We start from the raw sequence: 20494 nt of genomic DNA, 5'->3' as shown, positions 1-20494 counted from the left end.
TCCACCCAGATCCTCGGCATAAGCGAAGCCGAGTACATGCGTGCACGCGGTCTGGACAACGAAGAAGACCCCAAGCTCCGCGAGGAGTGCGGTGTCGCCGCCGTCTACAACCATCCCGAGGCCGCGCGCCAGGTGTATCTCAGCCTGTACGCGCTGCAGCATCGCGGACAGGAGTCGGCCGGTATTGCCACTGCCGACGGCAAGACGCTCTCGAACATCAAGGGCATGGGCCTGGTTGCGGACATCTTCACCGAAGATGTGCTCGCCAAGCTGCAGGGCGACATGTCCATCGGCCACACCCGCTACTCGACCACCGGCGACTCGGCTCTGCTCAACGCGCAGCCCATTCGCGTGGAGTCGACCAAGGGCCTCATCGCGATTGCCCACAACGGCAACCTGGTGAACCTGGGCAACATCCGCACGCGCCTCGAGCGCGAAGGCGCGTACTTCCAGACCACCAGCGACTCGGAGATCATCGTCCAGCTCATCGCGCACTCGAAGGCGGGCACGCTGGTCGACGCTATCGCCGACTCGCTCTCGCAGGTCGACGGCGCCTTCTCGATCGTGATGATGACGCGCGACCGCATCTTCGCGGCCCGCGATCCGCGCGGCTTCCGTCCGCTCTCGATGGGCGTCATCGAAAACCCCGACGGTCCCGATACGGTCGTCTTCGCCTCCGAGACCTGCGCCTTCGATCTGCTTCGCGCCAAGTACGTGCGCGATGTGGAGCCGGGCGAGCTGGTGATGGTTTCAAAGGATGGCGTGACCTCGCGCCGCTACTCGACCGGCGTCAAGCAGGCGAGCTGCGTCTTCGAGCATGTCTACTTCGCGCGTCCGGACAGCAAGATCTTCAATCGCTGGGTGCAGGAGAGCCGCGAAGAGATGGGCCGCCAGCTGGCCCGCGAATCCGGCGTGCCTGCCGACTTGGTTGTGCCGGTGCCTGATTCCGGCGTGACGGCGGCGATCGGCTACGCGGCGGAGAGTGGCATCCCGTTCCGCTTCGGCCTCATCCGCAACCACTACGTGGGCCGCACCTTCATCGAGCCCGAGCAGCGCGTGCGTGACTTCGGCGTGAAGCTCAAGCTCAACCCGGTGCGCAATCTGCTGCAGGGCAAGCGCATCATCCTGGTCGATGACTCGATCATCCGCGGCACCACCAGCCGTAAGATCGTGCGCATGGTGCGCGCCGCCGGTGCGAAGGAAGTGCATCTCCGCATCAGCTGCCCGCCGACGATTTCGCCCTGCCACTACGGCATCGATACGCCCCGCAAGTCGGAGCTGATCGCGGCGAACCAGTCGATCGAGGAGATCCGCAGCTTCATCGAAGCTGACACGCTGGCGTACCTCTCGCTCGACGGCATGCAGCACGCCTGCGCGGGCGACACCGGCAACCAGTTCTGCGTGGCCTGCTTCACCGGCAACTACCCCACCGAGTGGGTCGACGTAGACAGTATCCTTCCCGCCACAGCCTCGCTCTAAGCCACTACGCGTGGGAGCGGATCGCCTTCGGCATCCGCTCCGGCTGGTCGCGCCCCGGCACTCTTCTTATTGCACACGTGAACTGTCATTCCGACCGCCGCGAGCCGCAAGGCTCGCGCGGCGGAGGAGCCTGCGGCTCTTCGCGTATAGCGAGGATGCGGGTGCCCCATCCAAGCTCCGCTTGGGTGGGAGGCGCTTGTCATTCAACGACCGGCATCCCAGATCCCACGTCTCAGAAGCGAGACGTGGGGCACCCGGATTTCCGCTGCAGTGAAGGGCTCTTCTTTCGCTACGGCGCGCCCCTGCATCCCAAAGCGTAGGAGGCACGTCATGAGCACTTCCAGTTCGATTCCGCCCGATGATCTGAGCCGCAAGCTGGTCCTGGCCGATGCGGAGACGCTGCCGCACATCGGTCTTGCCGGAAATACGTATACGACGCTGCTCACTGGCAAGGACACGGCCGGGCAGTACTGTCTTATCGATATGCATGTGCTGCCGGGCGGCGGACCGCCTCCGCACCGTCATGATTTCGAGGAGACTTTCCTCGTGCAGGAGGGCGAGATCGAAGCGACTTTTCGCGGCGAGACCTCCACCGTGCGTGCCGGGCAGACCATCCACATTCCGGCCAATGCGCCGCATCGCTTTCGCAATGCCAGCGATAAACCCGCGCGCCTGCTTTGCATCTGCTCGCCCGCCATGCAGGAGGAGTTCTTCGCCGAGGTTGGCATCCCTGTCGCCACGCGCACCACGCCGCCGCCAAAACTCGACGAGGCGGCGCAGGCCGGGTTGAAGGCGAAGTCCGAGGCGCTCGCGGCGAAATACCGGACGGAATTTCTGCCGCCGGCGTAGCTTGCAGTCTGCGTACCCATTACCTCGGTGATATGCCGCTGTTTGCGCGTTGAGCCTATCCTGCGTGCGTGCTGCCGCGCCTTCAAGTTTTGCCGCTGCTTGTCCTCATTCTTCTGCCGGGGATGCTGTGCGCTGCTCCGGCGAAGGGGCACACGGTCTCACTTGGCGGTTTGAAGAAAGTGCCGTATTCAGTCGAGGGCGACCCCGCCGGTGCGACCGGCGATGAGCACGATCTCGCCGTCCGGCCGCTGGTAGTCGATGGCAAGGTGAAGGAGTGGACCACCGGTCCGGCGCATGACATCACCGATCGCAGCTTTGTCGTCCGCCGCGCCATCCGCCTGAACGACGCTCTCCCGGCGGACGCGTCGACTCCATCGCCGGGGCAGAAGAGTGGTCCTCGCGCCCCGAGCTGGGTGTGGCAGAAGGGCCCGTGGCTGCTGGTCGACCGCGTCTCGGGGAAGATCACGGCGCTCCATCTCGCCGACTACGACCCTGCGGTGAGCGAGGTGGTCTGGTTTCGCGATTATGCCGCGTACTGCGGGCTCAACAGCAGCGGACGGCAGCTCTATGCCGTCGTGGCGCAGCTCGCCGCGCGGCGGCCGCTGCTTGCGAAGAAGCTCGGCCCGTGGGATCCGCAGCATCATCCCACCCCGGCCTGCGCGCCCGCGGCATGGCAGCGCGAGCCGCTTCGCGTCGCCTTCGCCGTCAGCGGAGCCCAACCTGTCAGCTTTGACCTGGTCGGGCTCTCCGCCGTATTGGTGGAAGATGGCGACGCCGATGCGCCTGCGGCCGAAGCGGCTAACGCAAGCGGTCCTCAGCGCTAAGAGCTTAGGAACAAGCCGCTTAGATCGTATTCAGCCAGCCGAGGTGAGCCCTGACGAGGATGCCGGCCTCTTTTGCGAACTCCTTGTAGGGGCCCGATCCATCCTGGGCTTCTTTCACGAACAGGGCCTCGTCCTTGTTGTGAATGTCCTTCATGTCCTCAATGTAATAGGAGTCGAACTGGTCGTCCGGCACCGCCTTCAGCTTCACCAGCCTCGCGGTGAACTGGGCGTTCAGGCCGGGCTCGATCTTCTCCCCGGTGGCATCGGCGATGTGTTTCAGCTGCGCATTCACGCCGTCGTGGTCATGCGCGTCCAGTGCGCCGAAGTCTTTGACTGCGAGATATTTGCCGCGCTCGGCGGCCACTTCTCCGGCTTCCACTTCGTAGAGCCCGCCCTGCGAGACGTTGCTGAGGAAGGTCTTGTCTGCCGCCGAGGCTGTCAGCGTTTTTCCGTTGGCCGGAGCTGCCAGCAGCCGGAGCAATGATCCACATACCAGTACCGCGGCGAGCATGGCCGCGTGCTTCATCCTTGCCTTCCTCATTCCTGTCTGTCTCCCTGCTTTGTCTATCGGCTACGTTCAGGGGCGGCCCACACTGGCCCCTGATGATCCATAACCCGCGTTCTATGAGTTCGATGCGAGTTGGACGCTAATTTCACGGGATTCAGCTTCATGGGGGCGGTGGTAGCGCTATCCGCGAAATTTCTTTGACATGGCGCAGGGGGTGGATGATACTGTTGCCACACACTGTGTACTGCACAGTGTATGGCAACAGAGTGCAGCGATGGAAAACGAAATCTTTGAAAATCTCAGGCTCGAACTCCGCCGCGGCAGCCTTACGCTCGCCGTCCTCGCGGAGCTGCGCCGGGAGCATTATGGCTATGCCCTGCGGAAGGCGCTGAGCGACCAGGGGCTGGCCATCGACGAAAACACGCTGTACCCGCTGTTGCGGCGGCTCGAGGCGCAGGGGCTGCTCGAGAGCCACTGGCGCGAGGAGGAAAAGCGCAACAAGCGCTTTTACCGGCTTTCGGCCACTGGCGGAGAGGTGCTGGCCCAGCTGCTCCGCGAGCATGAGGCGATTGGCGCGGCGCTGCGGCGCATCGTCTTTGGGAAGAGGCTGGAAGGCGGCTCGGGGCACGTGGCTGAACTTGCGGGCACAGACGAAGCGAGCACGAAGCCGGAGGCAGAGCCGGCAGGAACGAGGGAAGGATGAACAGCAACGGTCTGATTCAGCGGTACCTGCAGGCGGTCGGGTTCTGGCTGCCGCGCGCCTCGAAGGACGACATTCTCGCCGAGATCGAGGCGGACCTGGCAGCACAGATGGAGGACCGCGCCGAGGAGCTTGGCCGCCCGCTCGCCGATGCCGAAGTTGCCGAGATCCTGCGCCGCCGAGGGCGTCCGGCGGTGGTTGCGGCCGGCTATCTCCCGCAGCGCAGCCTTATCGGGCCGGGACTCTACCCGATGTATATGTGGGTGCTGAAGATCCCGCTGGGTATCAACCTTGGCGTCTGGATGTTGGTCACGGCGCTGAGTCTGTTCACGCATGGATGGGGCGTAGCAGGAATGGAGCACTCCCTGTCGCACTCCGTATCTCTCATCGTGGAAGTGCTTGTGTTACAGGTTGGAATCATCACGGCGATTTTCGCAGCGCTCGAGCGCTTTGGGGTGAGCGCCTCCTGTATCGACGGAACAGGTTCGCATGGATGGGATCCGATGAAGCTGCCGCCTGTGCGTCCTCCGCAGGCACAGCGCCGCCGTCGCAAGGCGCTCACGGATGCGGTCTTCCACGGCGTCGGCCTGATGTGGCTGCTGGCTGTGCCGCATTACCCATTCCTGGTGATCGGACCTGCGGCGTATGTACTGCATGCGGCTCCGGTATGGCATACGGTCTATCCATTTCTGATCGGCGCCGCGCTGCTGGGCATGGTGGAGTCGGGACTGGTGCTGGCTCGGCCTGAATTGCCATGGCTTCCGCCGGTAGCTGCGCTGGCGACGCGCATGTACAGTGCCGGCATCGCGGTTTTCATCGTGCGTGCTTCGGTCTTCGTTATTGCAGATGGTCCGCATGCGGTCGAGTACACGCAGCTTGCGAACCTGGTGGTCCGGCTCTCGGTGGGCTTCGCGCTCGTGGGCCTTGCCATTGCCATGGTGACGTATGTGTGGCGGGCGGTGCGGGCCTTCCGTGAGAGCGCGCGGCCCGGCTCCGGTTCCGGCCTCGGGCCGGGCATGCCTGCACGTGCAGGCCGAATTTGATTCGATTCCATCAACAGGCGGGATACAATCCCGCCAAGCACGACGCGCCGCTGGCGCGATCATCCGGAGGAAGTATGGCCGACGCTCTTTCTGTTCCCCAGCCGAATACCGCACCGCTGAGTGAAGTGCAGCGCGTGGTGGATACCTTTACCGCGCCTTCGAAGACCTTTACCGATATCCTGCGCAGCTCAGCCTTTCTCGGGCCGCTGGTCATCATGATCCTCGTCAGCGTGAGCTTCGCCTTTGCCGTGCAGCAGAAGGTTGGCTGGCAGAAGGTGTATGAGAACATCCTGCACCAGACCCCGGCGACCGAAGAGAAGTTCGCGCAGATGAAGCCGGAGCAGGCCGAAAATACCAAGGCGGTGGCGGCGAAGGTCACCGGGGTCACGACCTACGCCTATACCGTCGTCGTGCTTATCTTCACGGCGATCAACGGGCTGCTGGTCTGGGTGACGGCGAATTTCATCTTCGGCGGCAAGGCCACCTTCGGCCAGATCTTCGCGGTGAATCTGTATGCGTCGCTGGTGATGAACATCAAGTACCTGCTGGCGATCGTGTCGCTCTTTGCGGGTCTCGCGCCGGACTCATTTCTGCTGCAGAATCCGGTCGGAACCAACATCGGTTTCTATCTCAGCCAGGATGCGCCCAAGGCGCTGACGGCGCTTTGCATGCACCTGGATCTCTTTGAGATCTGGTCTCTGGTGCTGGCCTCGATCGGTGTTGCGATCGTTGCGAAGATCTCGACCGCCAAGGCCGCGACGGCTGTGGTGGGGTGGTGGGCGATCTTTGTGCTGATCGGTGTGGCGAGCGCTGCTCTGTCGAGCTAGGCGCAACAGAGAGGTATCCCATGTCTCAGAAGCGAGACATGGGGCACCCGGAGTTCGTACTCTCCCGCACAGGCGAAGCTTGGACGGGGCACCCGAATCCTCGAGGTGCGTAGAGGGCCGCAGGTTCCTCCACTTCGCGAGATGATGAAGCGGTCTCGCTCCGGTCAGAATGACAATGCAAATAAAAACAGGAAGGGCGCTCGCAAGAGCGCCCTTCCTGTTTTCGTCTTTCGATTGAAAGCTACTGAAGCAGCGTTCCGTTCTCCAGCTCTTCCTTTGCTTCTTCCGGCGGGATGACGACGGCTGCGGCTACCTTGTCCTCTTCCTCGAGGTTCAGCAGCTTTACGCCCTGCGTCGAGCGGCCGGCGGCGCGCACGGTCTTGGTGTCGATGCGGATGATCTTGCCGTACTGGCTGATGATCATCAGCTCCGAGGTATCGTCGACCAGGTGGATGCCCGTCACCTTGCCGTTGCGGGAAGTCGTCTTCAGATTGATGACGCCCTTGCCGCCGCGGGTCTGGAGGCGGTACTCGTCCACATCGGTGCGCTTGCCGAAGCCCTGTTCCGTCACCGTCAGAATGAGGCAGGCGCAGTTGATGCCTTCGCCATCCTTGGCGCGTTCCTTGGGAGTCGCGGCGAGTCCGACGAGGTAATCCTTCTTGCCGAGGTCGATGCCGCGTACGCCGCGGGCCGGGCGGCCCATGGAGCGGACATCGTTCTCGTCGAAGCGGATGGCCATGCCGTCGTGCGTCGCGAGGAAGACAACCTGGTTGCCGTCGGTGATGCGTGCGCCGATCAGCTCGTCCTCGCCCTCGATGCCGATGGCGATGATGCCGCGGGCCATCACGTTCGAGAAGTCCTTGAGAGGCGTCTTCTTGACCGTGCCCTCGCGCGTCGCGAAGAAGATGAACTTGCCTTCTTCGGTCAGGTTGCGGACAGGCAGGATGGTGCGGACATTCTCGCCCGGCTGCAGGTTGAGCAGGCTGGCCATGGACTTGCCCTTGCCGGCTGCGCCTACGTCGGGGACTTCGTAGACCTTGAGCCAGTAGACGCGGCCCGTGTTGGTGAAGCAGAGCAGGTAGGCGTGCGTCGAGTCGATGATGAGCTGCGAGACGAAATCTTCCTCGCGGGTCTTCATGCCCAAACGGCCCTGTCCGCCACGGCGCTGCTGGCGGTAGGTCGAGATCGGCGTGCGCTTCAGGTAGCCGGAGTGCGAGACGGTGACCGCGACCTGCTCGTCGGCGATCAGGTCTTCAAGCTGAAGCTCGGCCGTCTCGTCGAGGATCTGGGTGCGGCGCTCGTCGCCGTATTCCTTCTTGACCTGCTCGAGCTCCTTCACGATGACCGAGCGCAACTTCTTCTCCGAGGCGAGAATGGACTCGTACTCGGCGATGCGGTCGCGGACTTCAGCCAGCTCCTTCAGCAGCTCGTCGATCGAGAGCTGGGTCAGGCGATAGAGCTGCAGTTCAAGGATGGCGTCGATCTGACGGTAGCTCAGCGTGAGCGTCGGGTTGATTAGCGTCGCCGGATCGATGGCATACTTCGCCGGATCGAGCGTGACGCCGGCCAGCGCCTGGTCGCGCACGGTGATCGTGCGTCCCGAGAAGAACTGGAAGAGGTTCTCGCGGGCATCGGCGCGGGAAGACGATCCGCGGATGATCTTGATGACGTTATCGAGGTGATCGAGCGCGATCTGGTAGCCGAGCAGAATGTGCTCGCGCTCGCGCGCCTTGCGCAGCTGGTAGGCTGTGCGGCGGCGCACTACTTCGATACGGTGATCGATGAAGGCGCGGATCGCATCGGGCAGCGCGAGTTCCTTCGGCTGGCCGTTGACCACGGCCAGGAAGATCATCGAGAAGCCTTCCTGCATCTGCGTGTGCTTGTAGAGCTGGTTCAGCACGATCTGCGCTTCGGCGCCGCGCTTCAGCTCGATGACGATGCGCATGCCGTCGCGGTCGCTCTCGTCGCGCACGTCGCTGATGTCGTCGATCGTCTTTTCGTTTACCAGCGAAGCGATGCGCTCGATGAGGCGCGCCTTGTTCACCTGGTAAGGAATCTCGTTGACGATGATCGCCTGGCGATTGTTGTTGATGTTCTCGATGGCGCACTTGGCGCGCATGAGGAAGCGGCCGCGGCCGGTGCGGTAGGCATTCGCGATGCCGCTGCGACCGTAGATGAAGCCGCCCGTCGGGAAATCCGGACCCTGCACGTGCCGGAGGACGTCTTCCAGCCCGGCATGCGGGTTGTTCACCATCTCGATGGCCGCGTTCACGACCTCGGTGAGGTTATGGGGCGGGATGTTGGTCGCCATGCCCACGGCGATGCCGCTCGAACCGTTCACGATCAGGTTCGGGATGCGCGTCGGCAGCACGGTCGGCTCGAGGGTCGATTCGTCGTAGTTCGGCGAAAAGTCGACCGTCTCCATTTCGATGTCGGCAACCAGCTCGCCTGCGACCTTGAGCAGACGGCATTCGGTGTAACGCATGGCCGCCGGCGGATCGCCGTCGACCGAACCGAAGTTGCCCTGGCCGTCGATCAGCGGATAGCGCAGGCTGAAGGGCTGGGCGAGGCGGACGAGGGTGTCATAGATGGCCGAGTCGCCGTGCGGGTGGTACACACCCATGGCCTGACCGACGACCTTGGCGCACTTGGTGTACTTCTTGTTGTGCTGCAGGCCCATCTCGTGCATCGTGTAGAGCACGCGGCGATGCACCGGCTTGAGTCCGTCGCGCACGTCTGGCAGCGCGCGGCCGATGATGACCGACATCGAATAGTCGAGATACGACCGGCGCATCTCCTCTTCAATGTTGATGGGAACAAGGTTCGCAGCGCCCGTGGGGCCGCCCGATCCGTCGCCGAGGGGAAGTTGAGGATTCTGATCGTCTGCCATAGTCGAAAGGGGTCACTGCAGGGACTTGCGGATGACTCGCGAGCAACGGCGAGAAGAAAAGCGGGAAAACGCCCGGCGGAAATGACCTAAATCTATGATACTGCTTTAGTTAGTTCGCAGCAATGCAGGTTAGGCCAATGGATTCAGCGAGTTGCGGCGAGGTGCCGAGGTGGTCACCGGCTGAGCTCTGATTGGGGCCTTCCGAAGAGCTGAAAAATGCGTCCGCAAAGCCTTCCGAGAGTGGGTATTCTTCGTCCTGATAAGGCGTTGGCTTGCGCTCCTCGCATGTCCAACCGCAGGGACACGAGGCACCGGGAGGGATTCTGATGGCGGCCCATCCATGCCTGATTCTGGCTTGGGTGGGGTGAGCAAATCTCTCTGATCGCAGAAGGGTTTGTACCTCCCGCCCAAGCGAAGCTTAGACGGGGCACCCAGCCATACTTCCCGCCCTGTCCTCTCGCTGCGTGCTCCGGTCGGAATGACAGGCATTGCGGATGCGCGCATGGGGTAATTCCCTTAAGTCATCCGCATGCGCTTTCATCGCCGTGATGCGGCTCGCGTTTACACTGGGGCAGAACGCCCGATGTCTCATTCCAGCCAGCGACTGCGCAAGTTCCGTTTCAATCGTCCGCAACAGGTTGCAGCCGTGCTGCTGGCGCTGCTGCTGGGCCAGTGCCTGTGGGTGGCCGCGCGCTGCACGCTCTCCGAGCAGGACTATCGCTTTGCCCGCTGCGGCCGCGAAATGTGGGAGAAGCCCTCGCCGCTGGCCGGCTACTTCACCAGCTGCGGCAATATTCATGACGGCACGCTGGCCTATCGCGCCGCGGGACTGCCGCTCACCATTGAGCGCATCTTCGCCGGGCAGGCATCGAACACCTCCACCTGGGAGATGCGCCACGAGCTGCGCTGGGTCGGGCTGCTGCTGCGCCTGCCGTTTATCGGCGCCGCGCTGGCTCTCGGAGGATGCCTCTGGTGGGTGACGCGCCGGCTCTTCGGCAACGTGGGCGGCTATATCGCGCTTTCACTCTACTGCTTTTCGCCGCCGGTGATTGCCGCGGCTGTCGCGCCGAACAACGAGATCTGGGCGGCCTACGGCCTCTTCGCCGCCGTCTACACGGCGATCGGCGTCTCGCACGCCATGCAGGGACCGCGCCGGAAGTGGCGTCCGCGGATCGTGCTGCTTACGGTGATCTTCGGCATCACGGCTGCCGCGCATCTTTCCGCGTTCCTGATTGCGCTGCTGCTCTCGCTGGCCTTCATGGCGTATCTTGCCGAGGGCAAGCGGGCGTACCTGCCCACGCTGCTCATTCTCTGGACGCTCGGCGCCTTCGCTATTCTCTTCGCGTTCTATGGCTTCCGGCCGGAGGCGTTCAGCTATGCCTTCCGCAGCGATGTGGCCGCGATCCGGCCGTCGCTCGACGCCGCCCGTGCCCTGTTCCGGCCGATGACGGATGCCGGAATTGCTCTGGCCGCTGCCGCCGCTGTCGCCCTGTGGGCGGCGATGCGCCGCTCCCGCTACTTCGGCAACTCGACGCCGCTGGCCGTGGCGGTGCTGCTGCTCTGCATTACGACGACCGGCGTGCCGACGCTGACGTCGCTGTGGGCGCTGCCCTTCGTGCTCACCTTCGTGGGCGGTGTCTTCGCCGATGTGCTCGAGCTTGAGAAACCCCGCAGCGCGGCTCGCGCATGGCGGTGGATCACCGTGGCGATCGTCCTTTGCCAGGCGGCGCTATGTGTCGCCGGGCTGCCGCTGCTGGTGCAGTAAGAGAGGCTGCTTTACATCCCGCTATCCGAGCGGCGATCCTAAACCCTGTTATGGCAGCGATCAGTGTCTCCAAGGAGGACTACCTCAAAGCTGTGCTTGAGGCGGAGAGCGAGGGCGAGACAGTGATCTCGGCCACGCTCGCGCACTGGCTCGGGGTCTCGCCTGCGGCTGTCTCCATGGCGCTGCGCCGGCTCAAGCGCGATGGCTTTGTCCAGGTGCAGGAGGATGGCGTCATCCACCTGACCGAGAGCGGGCGCGAGGCCGCGCATCGCACACTGCTGCGCCATCACCTGATCGAGCGCATGCTGGCCGAGGTCTTCGGCATGCCCTGGTACGAGGTTCACGACGAGGCCGAGCGGCTGGAGCATGCTGTCTCGCCGGCCTTTGAAGCACGCCTGCTCGAAAAGCTGGGCGACACGGGTATCTGTCCGCATGGCAATGCGGTTTTGCCGGAGAGCCCTGCCCATCGTTCGCGCCGTGGCCTCACCACGCTCGCCGAGAGCCCCGAAGGCGGCATGTACACCGTGGCCAGCCTCTATGAGCGCGACCCGCAGCTGCTGCGCTTCCTGCACGAGACCGGCATCGCCCCGGGCGGTGCCGTGCGCGTGCTGCGCCGGAACTACGACCAGACCCTCGCCATCGAGACGCCTGCCGGCAGCTTTACGCTCGGCGCTCCCGCAGCGGAGAAGGTCTGGGTGAAGGCCGTCAGCGCGGGCTGAAGAGGGTTCGTGCTTTCGCCCAGGCGAAGCCAGGACCCCGGTGGCCCATACAAGCCTGCCGTTGGCTTGTGTGGGGAGGTAAGAGCTCCATCTTTGTCCTCTATAGGCGAATAAGTTGTATTTCCCCCACTCAAGCCAAAACCAGGCTTGAATGGGCCACCGTCGGCATCTTCGGAGAACGGACATACACCGCAGGTTCCTTCGTTCTGCGCATCTGCGGCCGCTCCGGTCGGGATGACAGAAATCGGACAAGCGTGCGTCGAGAGCGCTCGGCTCGCTTTTCTTCTGCTTCCACCTTTCGATGGATTCTGCACTCAGCCGCCCGATGTGTACCATTCCCAACGGGACGGTAATGGGTTCTTTTTCGGCCGCAAGTCAACGCGCGATGCTTCTGTGTCTGCTTCTGGCAGCCGCTCTGTCCCCGTGGCGCGCCCGCGCGCTCGATCCGCATCAGCCGCCGCGCCACTATGGGTATCAGTCCTGGCAGACGGACAGCGGCCTGCCGCAGAACACGGTGCATGCCATTGCGCAGGATCGTCAGGGCTATCTCTGGATCGCGACCGAGGCCGGGCTGGTTCGCTTCGATGGCGCGCAGTTCCGCATCTTTACGCAGCAGGACACGCCTGCGCTCGGCAGCGACATCATTGACAGCCTCTGTCTCGACCGCGATGGCTGGCTCTGGATCGGCACTTCGCAGGGAGTCGCGCGTTATCGCGATGGGCGCTTTGCAAGCTCCGCGCAGATTGCCGGTGAGGTGGTCGCTCCGGTGCCTGCCCGCTCCGCCATCTGGCGCATCGCGCAGGATGCGGGCGGGCGCATCTGGCTGCTTACTTCCGCGGGGCTCGAATCGTATGACGGCCACGGCTTTGCGCAGGCCGATGGCGTCCCGCCGCTCGATGAAGATGCGACGATGGTGGTGGGGGTACAGGGAGATCTCTGGCTGTCCACCATGCAGGGCCTTGCGTATACCGCCGCAGGCTCGATCCACTTCCGCATCGCCGGAATTCCATCGAGCGGCGCCGCGAGCGCCATCCATGCGCTCGCCGTCGATAGCCACGGACAGGCATGGGCCGCGGTGAGCGCGGGCGTGGAGATCTGCGCCGCTTCCGACTGCCGCATGCTTGAGGCCGCGTCTCCGCTGGGCAACGTGCATGCGATCGCCTTCGACGCCGAGGGGCGCGCATGGCTGGGCGCGGACAATGGCCTTGCGATGTATGACGGCCGCACTCTCACGCGCTGGTCGACCGGCGAAGGACTGCCCGCCGCGCGGGTGGAGCGGCTCTTCTTCGATCGCGAAGGCGCGCTCTGGATCGCCACGCCGGTGGGGCCTGCGCGGTTCTATCGCGGCCGCCTCGAAGCGATGCCCGCGCATGAAGGCCTGGTGGGAGGCAGCCTGCTCTCATGGCTTGAAGATCGCGAAGGCAATCTCTGGCTGGGCAGCGAGTCGGCAGGTGTCACCGTGCTGCGCGATCGCGCCTTCACGACGTGGGATATGGCGAGCGGCCTCAGCAGCGACCACATCCGCGCCGTCGCAGGCGATCAGGGCGGCACCCTCTGGCTCGGCACAGATGGCGGCGGCCTCAATCAGAGGCATGTCGATGCGCAGGGCCGCATCAGCTTCACCGCGCTCACCACGGCGCAGGGGCTCTCGAGCAACATCGTCCTTTCGATTGCAGCCGCGCCCGATGGCTCGTTGTGGCTAGGGACGCCGGATGGTCTGAACCATATTGAGAATGGCCGGGTGACGCGCGTCTTCACCTCCGCGGATGGCCTTGCGGATGACTTCGTGCGCTCCATTTACTTCGACCGCGAAGGCAACGAATGGATTGGTACGCGGCGTGGTCTCTCGCGGTGGAAAGATGGCGTATTCACGACGTGGACCAGCCTCGATGGCCTGGGCAGCGACCTGGTCGGCGCGATGGTGGAAGATCGCGAAGGCGCGCTCTGGATCGCCACACTCGGCGGCCTCACGCGCTTCGCGCATGGCAGTTTTCATAACTTCACTCCGCAGGACGGTCTCTCGAGCCGCGTCATCACCGCGCTCCATGAAGATGCGCAGGGCGATCTCTGGATTGGCACAGCAGGAGGCGGCATCGATCTGCTGCATGACGGCCGCTTCTATGCGGCACGCGGTCGCGTCCCGTTGTCGCCGCGTTCGGCTGCGCTGCCGGACGACGTGGCCGGCCTCCTTGAGGATGCGGCCGGCGGTTTGTGGATCAGCTCCGGTCAGGGCATCTTTCATGTCGAGCGCGATGCGCTTGCCGCTGCGCTCGAAAGTGCGCATCCTGCGCCGGTGACGGTCGAGGGTTATGGCGTTGCCGACGGCCTGCGCGTGCGCGAGGCCAGCAGCGGCGGCCATCCCGCGGCATGGCGCATGCCGGACGGAACGCTCTGGTTCGCGACGCCGAAGGGCGTGGCCACCGCCGATCCTGCGCATCTCGCCCGCAACCCGACTCCGCCGCTGGTGGCCATCGAGCAGGTGAGCATCGACGACGTTCCGCAAATTGCAACCGATGCGGTTACGATTCCGGCAGGCAGGCGCCGCGTGGAGATCGCCTATGCCGCGCTCTCCTTTGCCGCTCCGCAGAAAGTCCGATTCGCCTATCGTCTCGCGGGCTTCGATCGAAGCTGGATCGATGCGGGCTCGCGCCGTGTGGCGTATTACACGAATCTGCCGCCCGGCCATTATCGCTTCGAGGTGCAGGCCTGGAATAACAGCGGCGTGCCCGGCGCTGCGCCCGCGGTGCTCGCGCTGCGCATGCGGCCTTACTTCTACCAGACGCTCTGGTTCTACCTGCTGCTTGCGTTGGCCGCTGCGCTTGCCGCGTACGGCATCTATCTCGCGCGGCTGCGCCAGATCGAATCGCGCTTTCAGGTGGTGCTTGCCGAGCGCAATCGTATCGCGCGGGAGATTCACGACACGCTCGCGCAGGGCCTGGTCGGCGTGAACATGCAGCTGCAGGTCGCTGGGCGTCTGCTTGCCGCCTCGCCCGAGGTGGCGAAGCAGCATCTCGCGCAGGCGCAGGAGCTTGTCCGCACCGGGCTGGAAGATGCTCGCCGCGCGATCTGGGAGCTGCGCTCGCAGGCCGAGACGGAGAGCGACTTCGCCAGCCGCCTGCTGCGCACGGTGCAACAGACGGCGAACGGCAGCGGCGTAGAGACGCAGGTGCTCGTGCTGGGATCGTACCGTCCTCTCTCTGCGCAGATGGAAAGCGAGCTGCTGCGCATTGCGCAGGAAGCGGTGACGAATGCAGTGCGGCACGCGCAGGCGGCGAAGATCGAGGTCACGCTGCGTTACGCAGAGCGGCAGGCGGCGCTTACTATCGAGGACAACGGCCTGGGCTTCGCGTCCGCCGAGCAGCCGCTCCAGCAGGCGCATTCGCCAAAGAACGGGCATTATGGGCTCACCGGTATTCGCGAGCGGGCGCAGAGGATCGGCGGCCGCGCTGTTGTCGAAAGTCATCCTGGACGCGGCACCACGATCCGCGTCGAGCTGCCGCTGCGCGGAGTCCCGGCGAAGGATGGCGCAGGGAGCAAGGAAATCGCCGCGGGCGAGAAGGTCGAGAAGGAGAATCATGGCTGAAACAATCCGCATCCTGGTCGTTGATGACCACAAGATCGTGCGCCAGGGACTGGTCGCATTGCTGAACACGGTAAGCGATTTTGAGGTTATCGCCGAAGCCTCCGACGGTCTTGAGGCTGTCGAGGTATGGCGCCAGCACAAACCCGATGTGACGCTGATGGATCTCCGCCTGCCGGGACTTGGCGGCGCCGATTCGATTTCGCGTATCCGGGAGTTCGCGCCTGCCGCACGCATCATCGTGCTCACCACCTTCGATGGCGATGAGGACATCTATCGCGCGCTGCAGGCCGGCGCCCGCGGATATCTGCTTAAGGGCATGGACCTCGATGAGCTGACCGAGGCCATTCACGCGGTGCATTCCGGGCGCTCGCGCATCCCCGCGCAGGTGGCCGAGAAGCTGGCTGAGCGCATGGGCGGACCCGGGCTTACGACGCGCGAGCTCGAGGTGCTGAAGCGCATCGTCGCCGGCCGCAGCAATAAGGAGATCGCATCCGACCTCTTCATCTCCGAAGCGACCGTGAAGACGCATGTGAACAGCATCCTGGGCAAGCTTGGCGTGGCCGATCGCACGCACGCCGCCACCACCGCGTTGCAGCGCGGCATTGTGCATCTCGATTGACGCCGGAGTTCTCCATGGTCACACTCGCTCGGGTCGCATTCACTCGCCGCCGCATGATCCTGCTCTCGGTCCTTGCGCTCGCCGCTGTCCTTTCGCCGGGACTGCTGCGCGCCGAGACGCACTGGCGCGCGGCTACCGATGACGAGCTGAAATCGCTGCTGCCTGCGCGTGCGCCCGTCGAGCAGGAGCGTATCGAGATCGAGATGCGCACGGCCTCCGGCATCACGGACGGGCAGGGGCACTTCATCGCGGGCGTCGTGCTGATCACCGCAGGGTATTCGGCGGACGGCAAGTACTCGCACTTCTTCCTTACACAGGTGCCGCTGCGCGTGGGCGGCTTCGCGCTGGAGCCGGGTTCGTATGTCATCGGCTGGCAGCATGTGGGCGAAGCGCTTGAGGTGAAGTTCTATGAGGCTGCGACCGGTCGCCCCGTGGGCACCGTTGCGGCGGCGCTGAATCCTGCCATCACACGGGTCGAATCGTTCAAGGTATGGCCTCCCGCGGACCGCTCGGTGATGCAGATTGGCCGTTTCAGCTTTCCGTACCGGATTGGCGATACTCTCTAATGCATGTACGACTCGCACGACCCACGGCTCCGTAAGCTGCTCGCCGCACTCGAGGCGAACTGGCAGGCCGAGATGACCGGCCATTACACCTACCTCGCGCTGGCCCGCGAGGATTCCGACCCCATCCGCAAGCGCACGCTCGAGCATATGGCTGAGTCCGAGGCTGAGCACGCCGAGGCATGGGCCGGGCGCATCGCCGAGCTGGGCGGTGAGCCGCCGCGCTACAAGGGCAAGCCCAACGGCGATGCCGACTCGCTGGCCAATCGTCTCGGCGGAAAGCGCATGGCGCTGCGCCGCCTGGAGATCGACGAGAGCCGCGCCATTGCGCACTACGGCCAGCAGCTCAAAGAGCTGAACGACGAGCCGAGCCTCGCCATCCTGCGCCGTGTGATCGACGAGGAGCGCGAGCACTACATCGAGCTGGGCACGCTCATCCGTGAGCACTATCCGCGCAGGCAGGCCGCGGCCCCGGTGAATCCGCAGGCGCTGCTGGAGGAATTGCTGGCCAAGCGCTCGGGCTCGGGGCGGCAGGCAGCGGGCTGGATCGGCGATGCGATTTACGGCGTGAATGACGGTCTCGGCGCCATCTTCGGTATCGTCTCCGGAGTGTCGGGCGCGACGGTGGGCAACAGCCACTACGTGCTGCTCGCCGGCATCGCCGGCATGATCGCCAGCGCGCTCTCCATGGGCTCGGGCGCGTATCTCGCGGCGAAGAGCGAACGCGAGATCTACGAGGCCGAGGTCGAACGCGAGCGCGAGTCCATCGAGATGAACGCGCCGGAATCGCGCGAGCTGCTTTCGCTTTATTACCAGGTGAAGGGGTTGCCCGAGGATGACGCCGATCGCGTCGTCGACCACATCGCCCGCGACAAGAAGCAGTTCCTGCGTGCGCTCTCGGCCGAGCGGCTGAATGCAACTGAAGATGCGCTGCCGAATCCGATCACCTCGGCAGTGAGCGGAGCCATCTCGACCGCCGTAGGCGCGTTCGTGCCCATCATCCCATTCTTTTTCCTGCGCGGATACGAGGCCATCCTCGTCTCCGCTGTTGTGTCCCTGCTGGCGCATTTTGCGGTCGGCGCGGCCAAATCCCTCATCACGGTGCGAAGCTGGTGGTCGAGCGGCCTGGAGATGACGCTGGTGGGCGCTCTCGAAGGCGTGGTCACGTATGTGATCGGTATCGGGCTGGGTCACGTGGGGGCGTGAGCGAGCCCAATGCCTCATTGCTTGCGCGCGTAGTAATCCTGCAGAACGGAAAAGGACTGTTTCTTCACGCCCTTGTCGGAGACCAGCCCTTTGCGATTGAAGCCATCCTGGATATCGGGTAGCTGACGTGTGGGTGAGCGGAAGTCCATCAGCAGCCATGCGGAGAGCCCGGCAAGAAACGGCATCTTGTCGAACATGGCGAACTGCCCTTGGTAAACGGCGGCCTGGTACTCCTCGGTGAAGCGCCGTGTTGCCGGTCCGTGCAGGCCGGCTTTCGCTTCCGCACCGAACTCGCTCAGGATGACCGGCTTGTGAAGAGGGTCTTCCCATGTATACGCGGGCGCGTCTTCAGGCTTGCCCATGTACCAGCCGATGTACTCGTTGTAGCCCAGCACATCGAGATCCGGCGCGATCGGATCGTCGAGCACGGCTGTCTTGTCGTGGAATTTTGTAACAATCGCGGATGTAATTAATCGCGTCGGGTCTTCCTTGCGCGCCTGCGCGATGAGCTCGCGTAGAAACGCGGTGCGCTCAGGGCCGGGCGGCGTTTCATTCGACATCGACCAGAGGATCACCGAGGCCTTGTTGTGGTCCCGGTGGATCATCGCGTCGAGCTGTTGGCGGGCTACGGCCAGCGTATCGGGATTGCTCCAGTCGATCGACCAGTAGACGGGGATCTCCGACCACACCAGTATTCCCAGCCGATCCGCCAGCCGGGTCATCCTCTCGTCATGCGGGTAATGCGCGAGCCGAACGAAGTTGCAATGCAGCTCTTTCGCCCAGCCGAGCAGCGTCTGCGCGTCGGCGTCGGAATAGGCGCGGCCATCGCGGAATGGCGCCTCGCCCTGGATATTCACGCCGCGCAGAAAGATGGGCTTGCCATTCAGCAGGATGCGGTCGCCTTCCACGGCAATGGTCCGGAAGCCGACATCGTCCTGCAGGCGGTCTGCGCCTGCGGCGTATTCCACGCGATAAAGCCGAGGATGCTCAGGGGACCATCGCTCCAGATGCGCGGGCTCCAGATGGAAGTGCGCGCGCCCCTTGTCATCGGTCTTTGCAGAAACGTCGATCTTGAGCTCAGCGATGCGCACGGTCACATCGCGGCCCGCCTCCTCGCCGGCCACATGCACCTCGCCATCGATCGTGCCGTCGTTGTTGAGATGCAGCCATGCATCGTCGATGTACTGCTCGGGCACGTCGAGCACGGAGACATCGCGTGTCAGGCCGCCGTAGTTCCACCAGTCGGTCTTCAGCGTGGGCACATCTTCCTTCGCGCGCTGGTTATCCACGGCGATGACAACTGAATTTTGCCCTTCGCGGATCGCGCTCGTGATCTCGCAGTCGAAGGGGGTAAAGCCTCCCACGTGATCGCACACGCGCACACCGTTCACAAACGCGTGCGTCTCGTAGTTGCTCGCGCCGACGTGCAGTATTGTGTGCGCGTGTGTGCGGGGATGGTAGTCGAAGATGCGCTCATACCAAAGCAGCCCCTCGTAATAGAACAGGTCCGGGCGCTGCGTGTTCCAGTCTCCGGGCACATGGATTGTGGGCGACGCGACAAAGCTGTACTCCTGCAGCGGCCCGTCGGGCGAGGGCTGCCGATCCGCGCCGTAGCCATGCGCTCCGGGAGGCTTTCCCTCCGCGCCCCAGCCGCCCTTATACGGGTCGACGATGATGTGCCATGGGCCGTTCAGGCTCATCGCCGGGCGGTGGTCGATATCGGCGAGCAGAGTCGGCTGGATCGGCTGCGCGTCTTCGGCATGCGCCAGGGTAGAGGTCGTTGCGAGCAACAGGAGAAATCGGAACAGAGAGACAGAGAGGCGTCGACGCGGCATGCACACCATCCTAGTCCGGACATGCGAAGGAATTCAGGGGTTATTGCTGTGAGGCGGAGTGGCGCCTCTTTGTTGCTGGGTTTGCCGATCTGCTAAGAAGCCTCTGATGTGTTCGTATGCGAGCGCTCTTTGCTTCTCTGGGGTACTTGACCGGAAATCGAAGAGATCTTCCAGAGACCCAAGAGGGTATAGCTCCTCTGTATATCCAGCTTCGAATACGAGTCGGTAGAAGTATGAAAGCGAAGGCAATGGATCTTCACCCGTGGCCAGGATTCGCTTGGCGCGCTTCTCAGCTAAGTGTAGCGCTGCTTCTTTCGGTGCGAAGTGATGGCAGCCGAGCTCATCGAGCATTCGGGGTAATACTTGGTCGATTGCCCATCCATCGGCAGGGTCCAGGATCGCCATCCGAACGATGTGTGGCCCGTTGAATCCTGCCTCTAACGCATCCAGCGCAAATGACGGCATCTGCCCTGAAGAGATTAGCTTCAGAATCGCTTCTGCTTCAAAATCAGCGGGATCAAATGGCATAGTTGCCAATGCAGGGTCTTTCATTAAGGTGGGTGAGGCAGATCGTTTAACTAGCCAAGTCTTACAGACCTTAAGTGCAAAATGCCGATATACGCACTACAGCCCTTCGCGAAACTGATTCGCGCGTGCGAACTCTTCTCTTAGCTCTGGTGTCTTCAGGTTCTCGCGCAGGTGCTGCAGACGCTGTTCCAGCGCGAGGATGCTTGCGGCTACGGCCTCCGTGTTCGTATGGGCGATGTCGCGCCACATGGAGAAGGGGCTCGATCCCAGGCGCGTCATCTCGCGCAGGGCGCGGCCTCCGATAGCCTGGATCTCTTCCTTCGACGGGAACTCGTCTTCGAGCAGCGCGGAGAGCGCCGTGGCGAGATACTGCGGCAGATGGCTCACCCATGCGCAGATCTCATCGTGCCGTTCGGGCGTGAGGTCGAGGACGCGGCTGCCGAAGCGTGCTGTCCACTCTCTCCATTCCTGTTTGAGCGCGCTGGAGGGTAGCCCCATCGCTTGGGTCTCTGCGCTCTTCCGCAATGCGGCCTGGCTTTTTACTGAGACCGCAGAG

General features: G+C 63.7%; 17 protein-coding genes. 12 read left to right on the top strand and 5 right to left on the bottom strand.

From position 1 onward, the window contains the following. The first annotated feature begins 36 nt into the window (after nucleotides 1-36). From purF to QM649_RS13385, 3 genes are all read left to right on the top strand, one after another. On the top strand, nucleotides 37-1479 hold the full coding sequence (gene purF, locus QM649_RS13395) for an amidophosphoribosyltransferase (protein WP_415199573.1): 1443 nt from the start codon (nucleotides 37-39) through the stop codon (nucleotides 1477-1479). A gap of 330 nt (nucleotides 1480-1809) precedes the next feature. Beyond that, nucleotides 1810-2328 (top strand): cupin domain-containing protein, encoded by a 519-nt coding sequence (locus tag QM649_RS13390; protein ID WP_415199553.1) that lies wholly within the window; start codon nucleotides 1810-1812, stop codon nucleotides 2326-2328. Nucleotides 2329-2396: 68 nt separating this feature from the next. Beyond that, entirely contained in the window at nucleotides 2397-3152 is a 756-nt protein-coding gene (locus QM649_RS13385) for a hypothetical protein (protein ID WP_415199552.1), read from the top strand. Between the two features lie 19 nt (nucleotides 3153-3171). Here QM649_RS13385 and QM649_RS13380 read toward each other — a convergent pair whose 3' ends face one another. Next, nucleotides 3172-3693 (bottom strand): DUF4142 domain-containing protein, encoded by a 522-nt coding sequence (locus QM649_RS13380; protein ID WP_415199551.1) that lies wholly within the window; start codon nucleotides 3691-3693, stop codon nucleotides 3172-3174. A 241-nt stretch (nucleotides 3694-3934) separates the two neighbouring features. Between QM649_RS13380 and QM649_RS13375 the strand changes: the two genes are divergently transcribed. The 3 genes from QM649_RS13375 to QM649_RS13365 all read left to right on the top strand — a co-directional run bounded on the left by QM649_RS13375 (nucleotide 3935) and on the right by QM649_RS13365 (nucleotide 6230). Next, nucleotides 3935-4363, top strand: coding sequence for a PadR family transcriptional regulator (locus tag QM649_RS13375; RefSeq protein ID WP_415199550.1), 429 nt, complete (start codon nucleotides 3935-3937; stop codon nucleotides 4361-4363). Beyond that, entirely contained in the window at nucleotides 4360-5403 is a 1044-nt protein-coding gene (locus tag QM649_RS13370) for a hypothetical protein (RefSeq protein WP_415199549.1), read from the top strand. The genes QM649_RS13375 and QM649_RS13370 overlap by 4 nt, the downstream gene beginning before the upstream one ends. Nucleotides 5404-5477: 74 nt before the next feature. Next, on the top strand, nucleotides 5478-6230 hold the full coding sequence (locus QM649_RS13365; RefSeq protein ID WP_415199548.1) for a YIP1 family protein: 753 nt from the start codon (nucleotides 5478-5480) through the stop codon (nucleotides 6228-6230). Between the two features lie 241 nt (nucleotides 6231-6471). Here QM649_RS13365 and gyrA read toward each other — a convergent pair whose 3' ends face one another. Further along, on the bottom strand, nucleotides 6472-9120 hold the full coding sequence (gene gyrA / locus QM649_RS13360) for a DNA gyrase subunit A (RefSeq protein ID WP_415199547.1): 2649 nt from the start codon (nucleotides 9118-9120) through the stop codon (nucleotides 6472-6474). A gap of 583 nt (nucleotides 9121-9703) precedes the next feature. On the opposite strand from gyrA, the gene QM649_RS13355 reads away from it, so the two are divergent. The 6 genes from QM649_RS13355 to QM649_RS13330 all read left to right on the top strand — a co-directional run bounded on the left by QM649_RS13355 (nucleotide 9704) and on the right by QM649_RS13330 (nucleotide 17575). Beyond that, complete coding sequence (locus tag QM649_RS13355; RefSeq protein WP_415199546.1) at nucleotides 9704-10885, top strand: hypothetical protein; 1182 nt, start codon at nucleotides 9704-9706, stop codon at nucleotides 10883-10885. Between the two features lie 50 nt (nucleotides 10886-10935). After that, nucleotides 10936-11604 (top strand): metal-dependent transcriptional regulator, encoded by a 669-nt coding sequence (locus QM649_RS13350; RefSeq protein ID WP_415199545.1) that lies wholly within the window; start codon nucleotides 10936-10938, stop codon nucleotides 11602-11604. A gap of 385 nt (nucleotides 11605-11989) precedes the next feature. Continuing rightward, nucleotides 11990-15187 carry a two-component regulator propeller domain-containing protein gene (locus QM649_RS13345; protein ID WP_415199544.1) on the top strand — a complete coding sequence of 1066 codons (3198 nt, stop codon included), beginning with the start codon at nucleotides 11990-11992 and terminating at the stop codon, nucleotides 15185-15187. Continuing rightward, nucleotides 15180-15806, top strand: a complete 627-nt coding sequence (locus QM649_RS13340; RefSeq protein ID WP_415199543.1) for a response regulator — start codon at nucleotides 15180-15182, stop codon at nucleotides 15804-15806. Before QM649_RS13345 ends, QM649_RS13340 begins: the two co-directional genes overlap by 8 nt. Nucleotides 15807-15820: 14 nt before the next feature. Next, a complete protein-coding gene (locus tag QM649_RS13335) occupies nucleotides 15821-16372 on the top strand; it encodes a hypothetical protein (RefSeq protein WP_415199542.1) in 552 nt (183 codons plus the stop codon). A 3-nt stretch (nucleotides 16373-16375) separates the two neighbouring features. After that, a complete protein-coding gene (locus tag QM649_RS13330) occupies nucleotides 16376-17575 on the top strand; it encodes a VIT1/CCC1 transporter family protein (protein WP_415199541.1) in 1200 nt (399 codons plus the stop codon). 14 nt (nucleotides 17576-17589) lie between these two features. Here QM649_RS13330 and QM649_RS13325 read toward each other — a convergent pair whose 3' ends face one another. The 3 genes from QM649_RS13325 to QM649_RS13315 form a co-directional block, all read right to left on the bottom strand. Next, a complete protein-coding gene (locus tag QM649_RS13325; protein WP_415199540.1) occupies nucleotides 17590-19410 on the bottom strand; it encodes a glycoside hydrolase family 2 protein in 1821 nt (606 codons plus the stop codon). Between the two features lie 33 nt (nucleotides 19411-19443). After that, complete coding sequence (locus tag QM649_RS13320; protein ID WP_415199539.1) at nucleotides 19444-19947, bottom strand: hypothetical protein; 504 nt, start codon at nucleotides 19945-19947, stop codon at nucleotides 19444-19446. Nucleotides 19948-20034: 87 nt separating this feature from the next. Further along, nucleotides 20035-20494 (bottom strand): prephenate dehydrogenase dimerization domain-containing protein (locus QM649_RS13315; protein WP_415199538.1); only part of this gene is annotated, 460 nt, incomplete at its 5' end.

The sequence above is a fragment of the Silvibacterium sp. genome, assembly GCF_047605705.1.
Lineage (GTDB): Bacteria > Acidobacteriota > Terriglobia > Terriglobales > Acidobacteriaceae > Silvibacterium.
The sequence above is the reverse complement of the archived record's forward strand: the minus strand, read 5'-3'. Positions and strand labels throughout refer to the sequence as shown.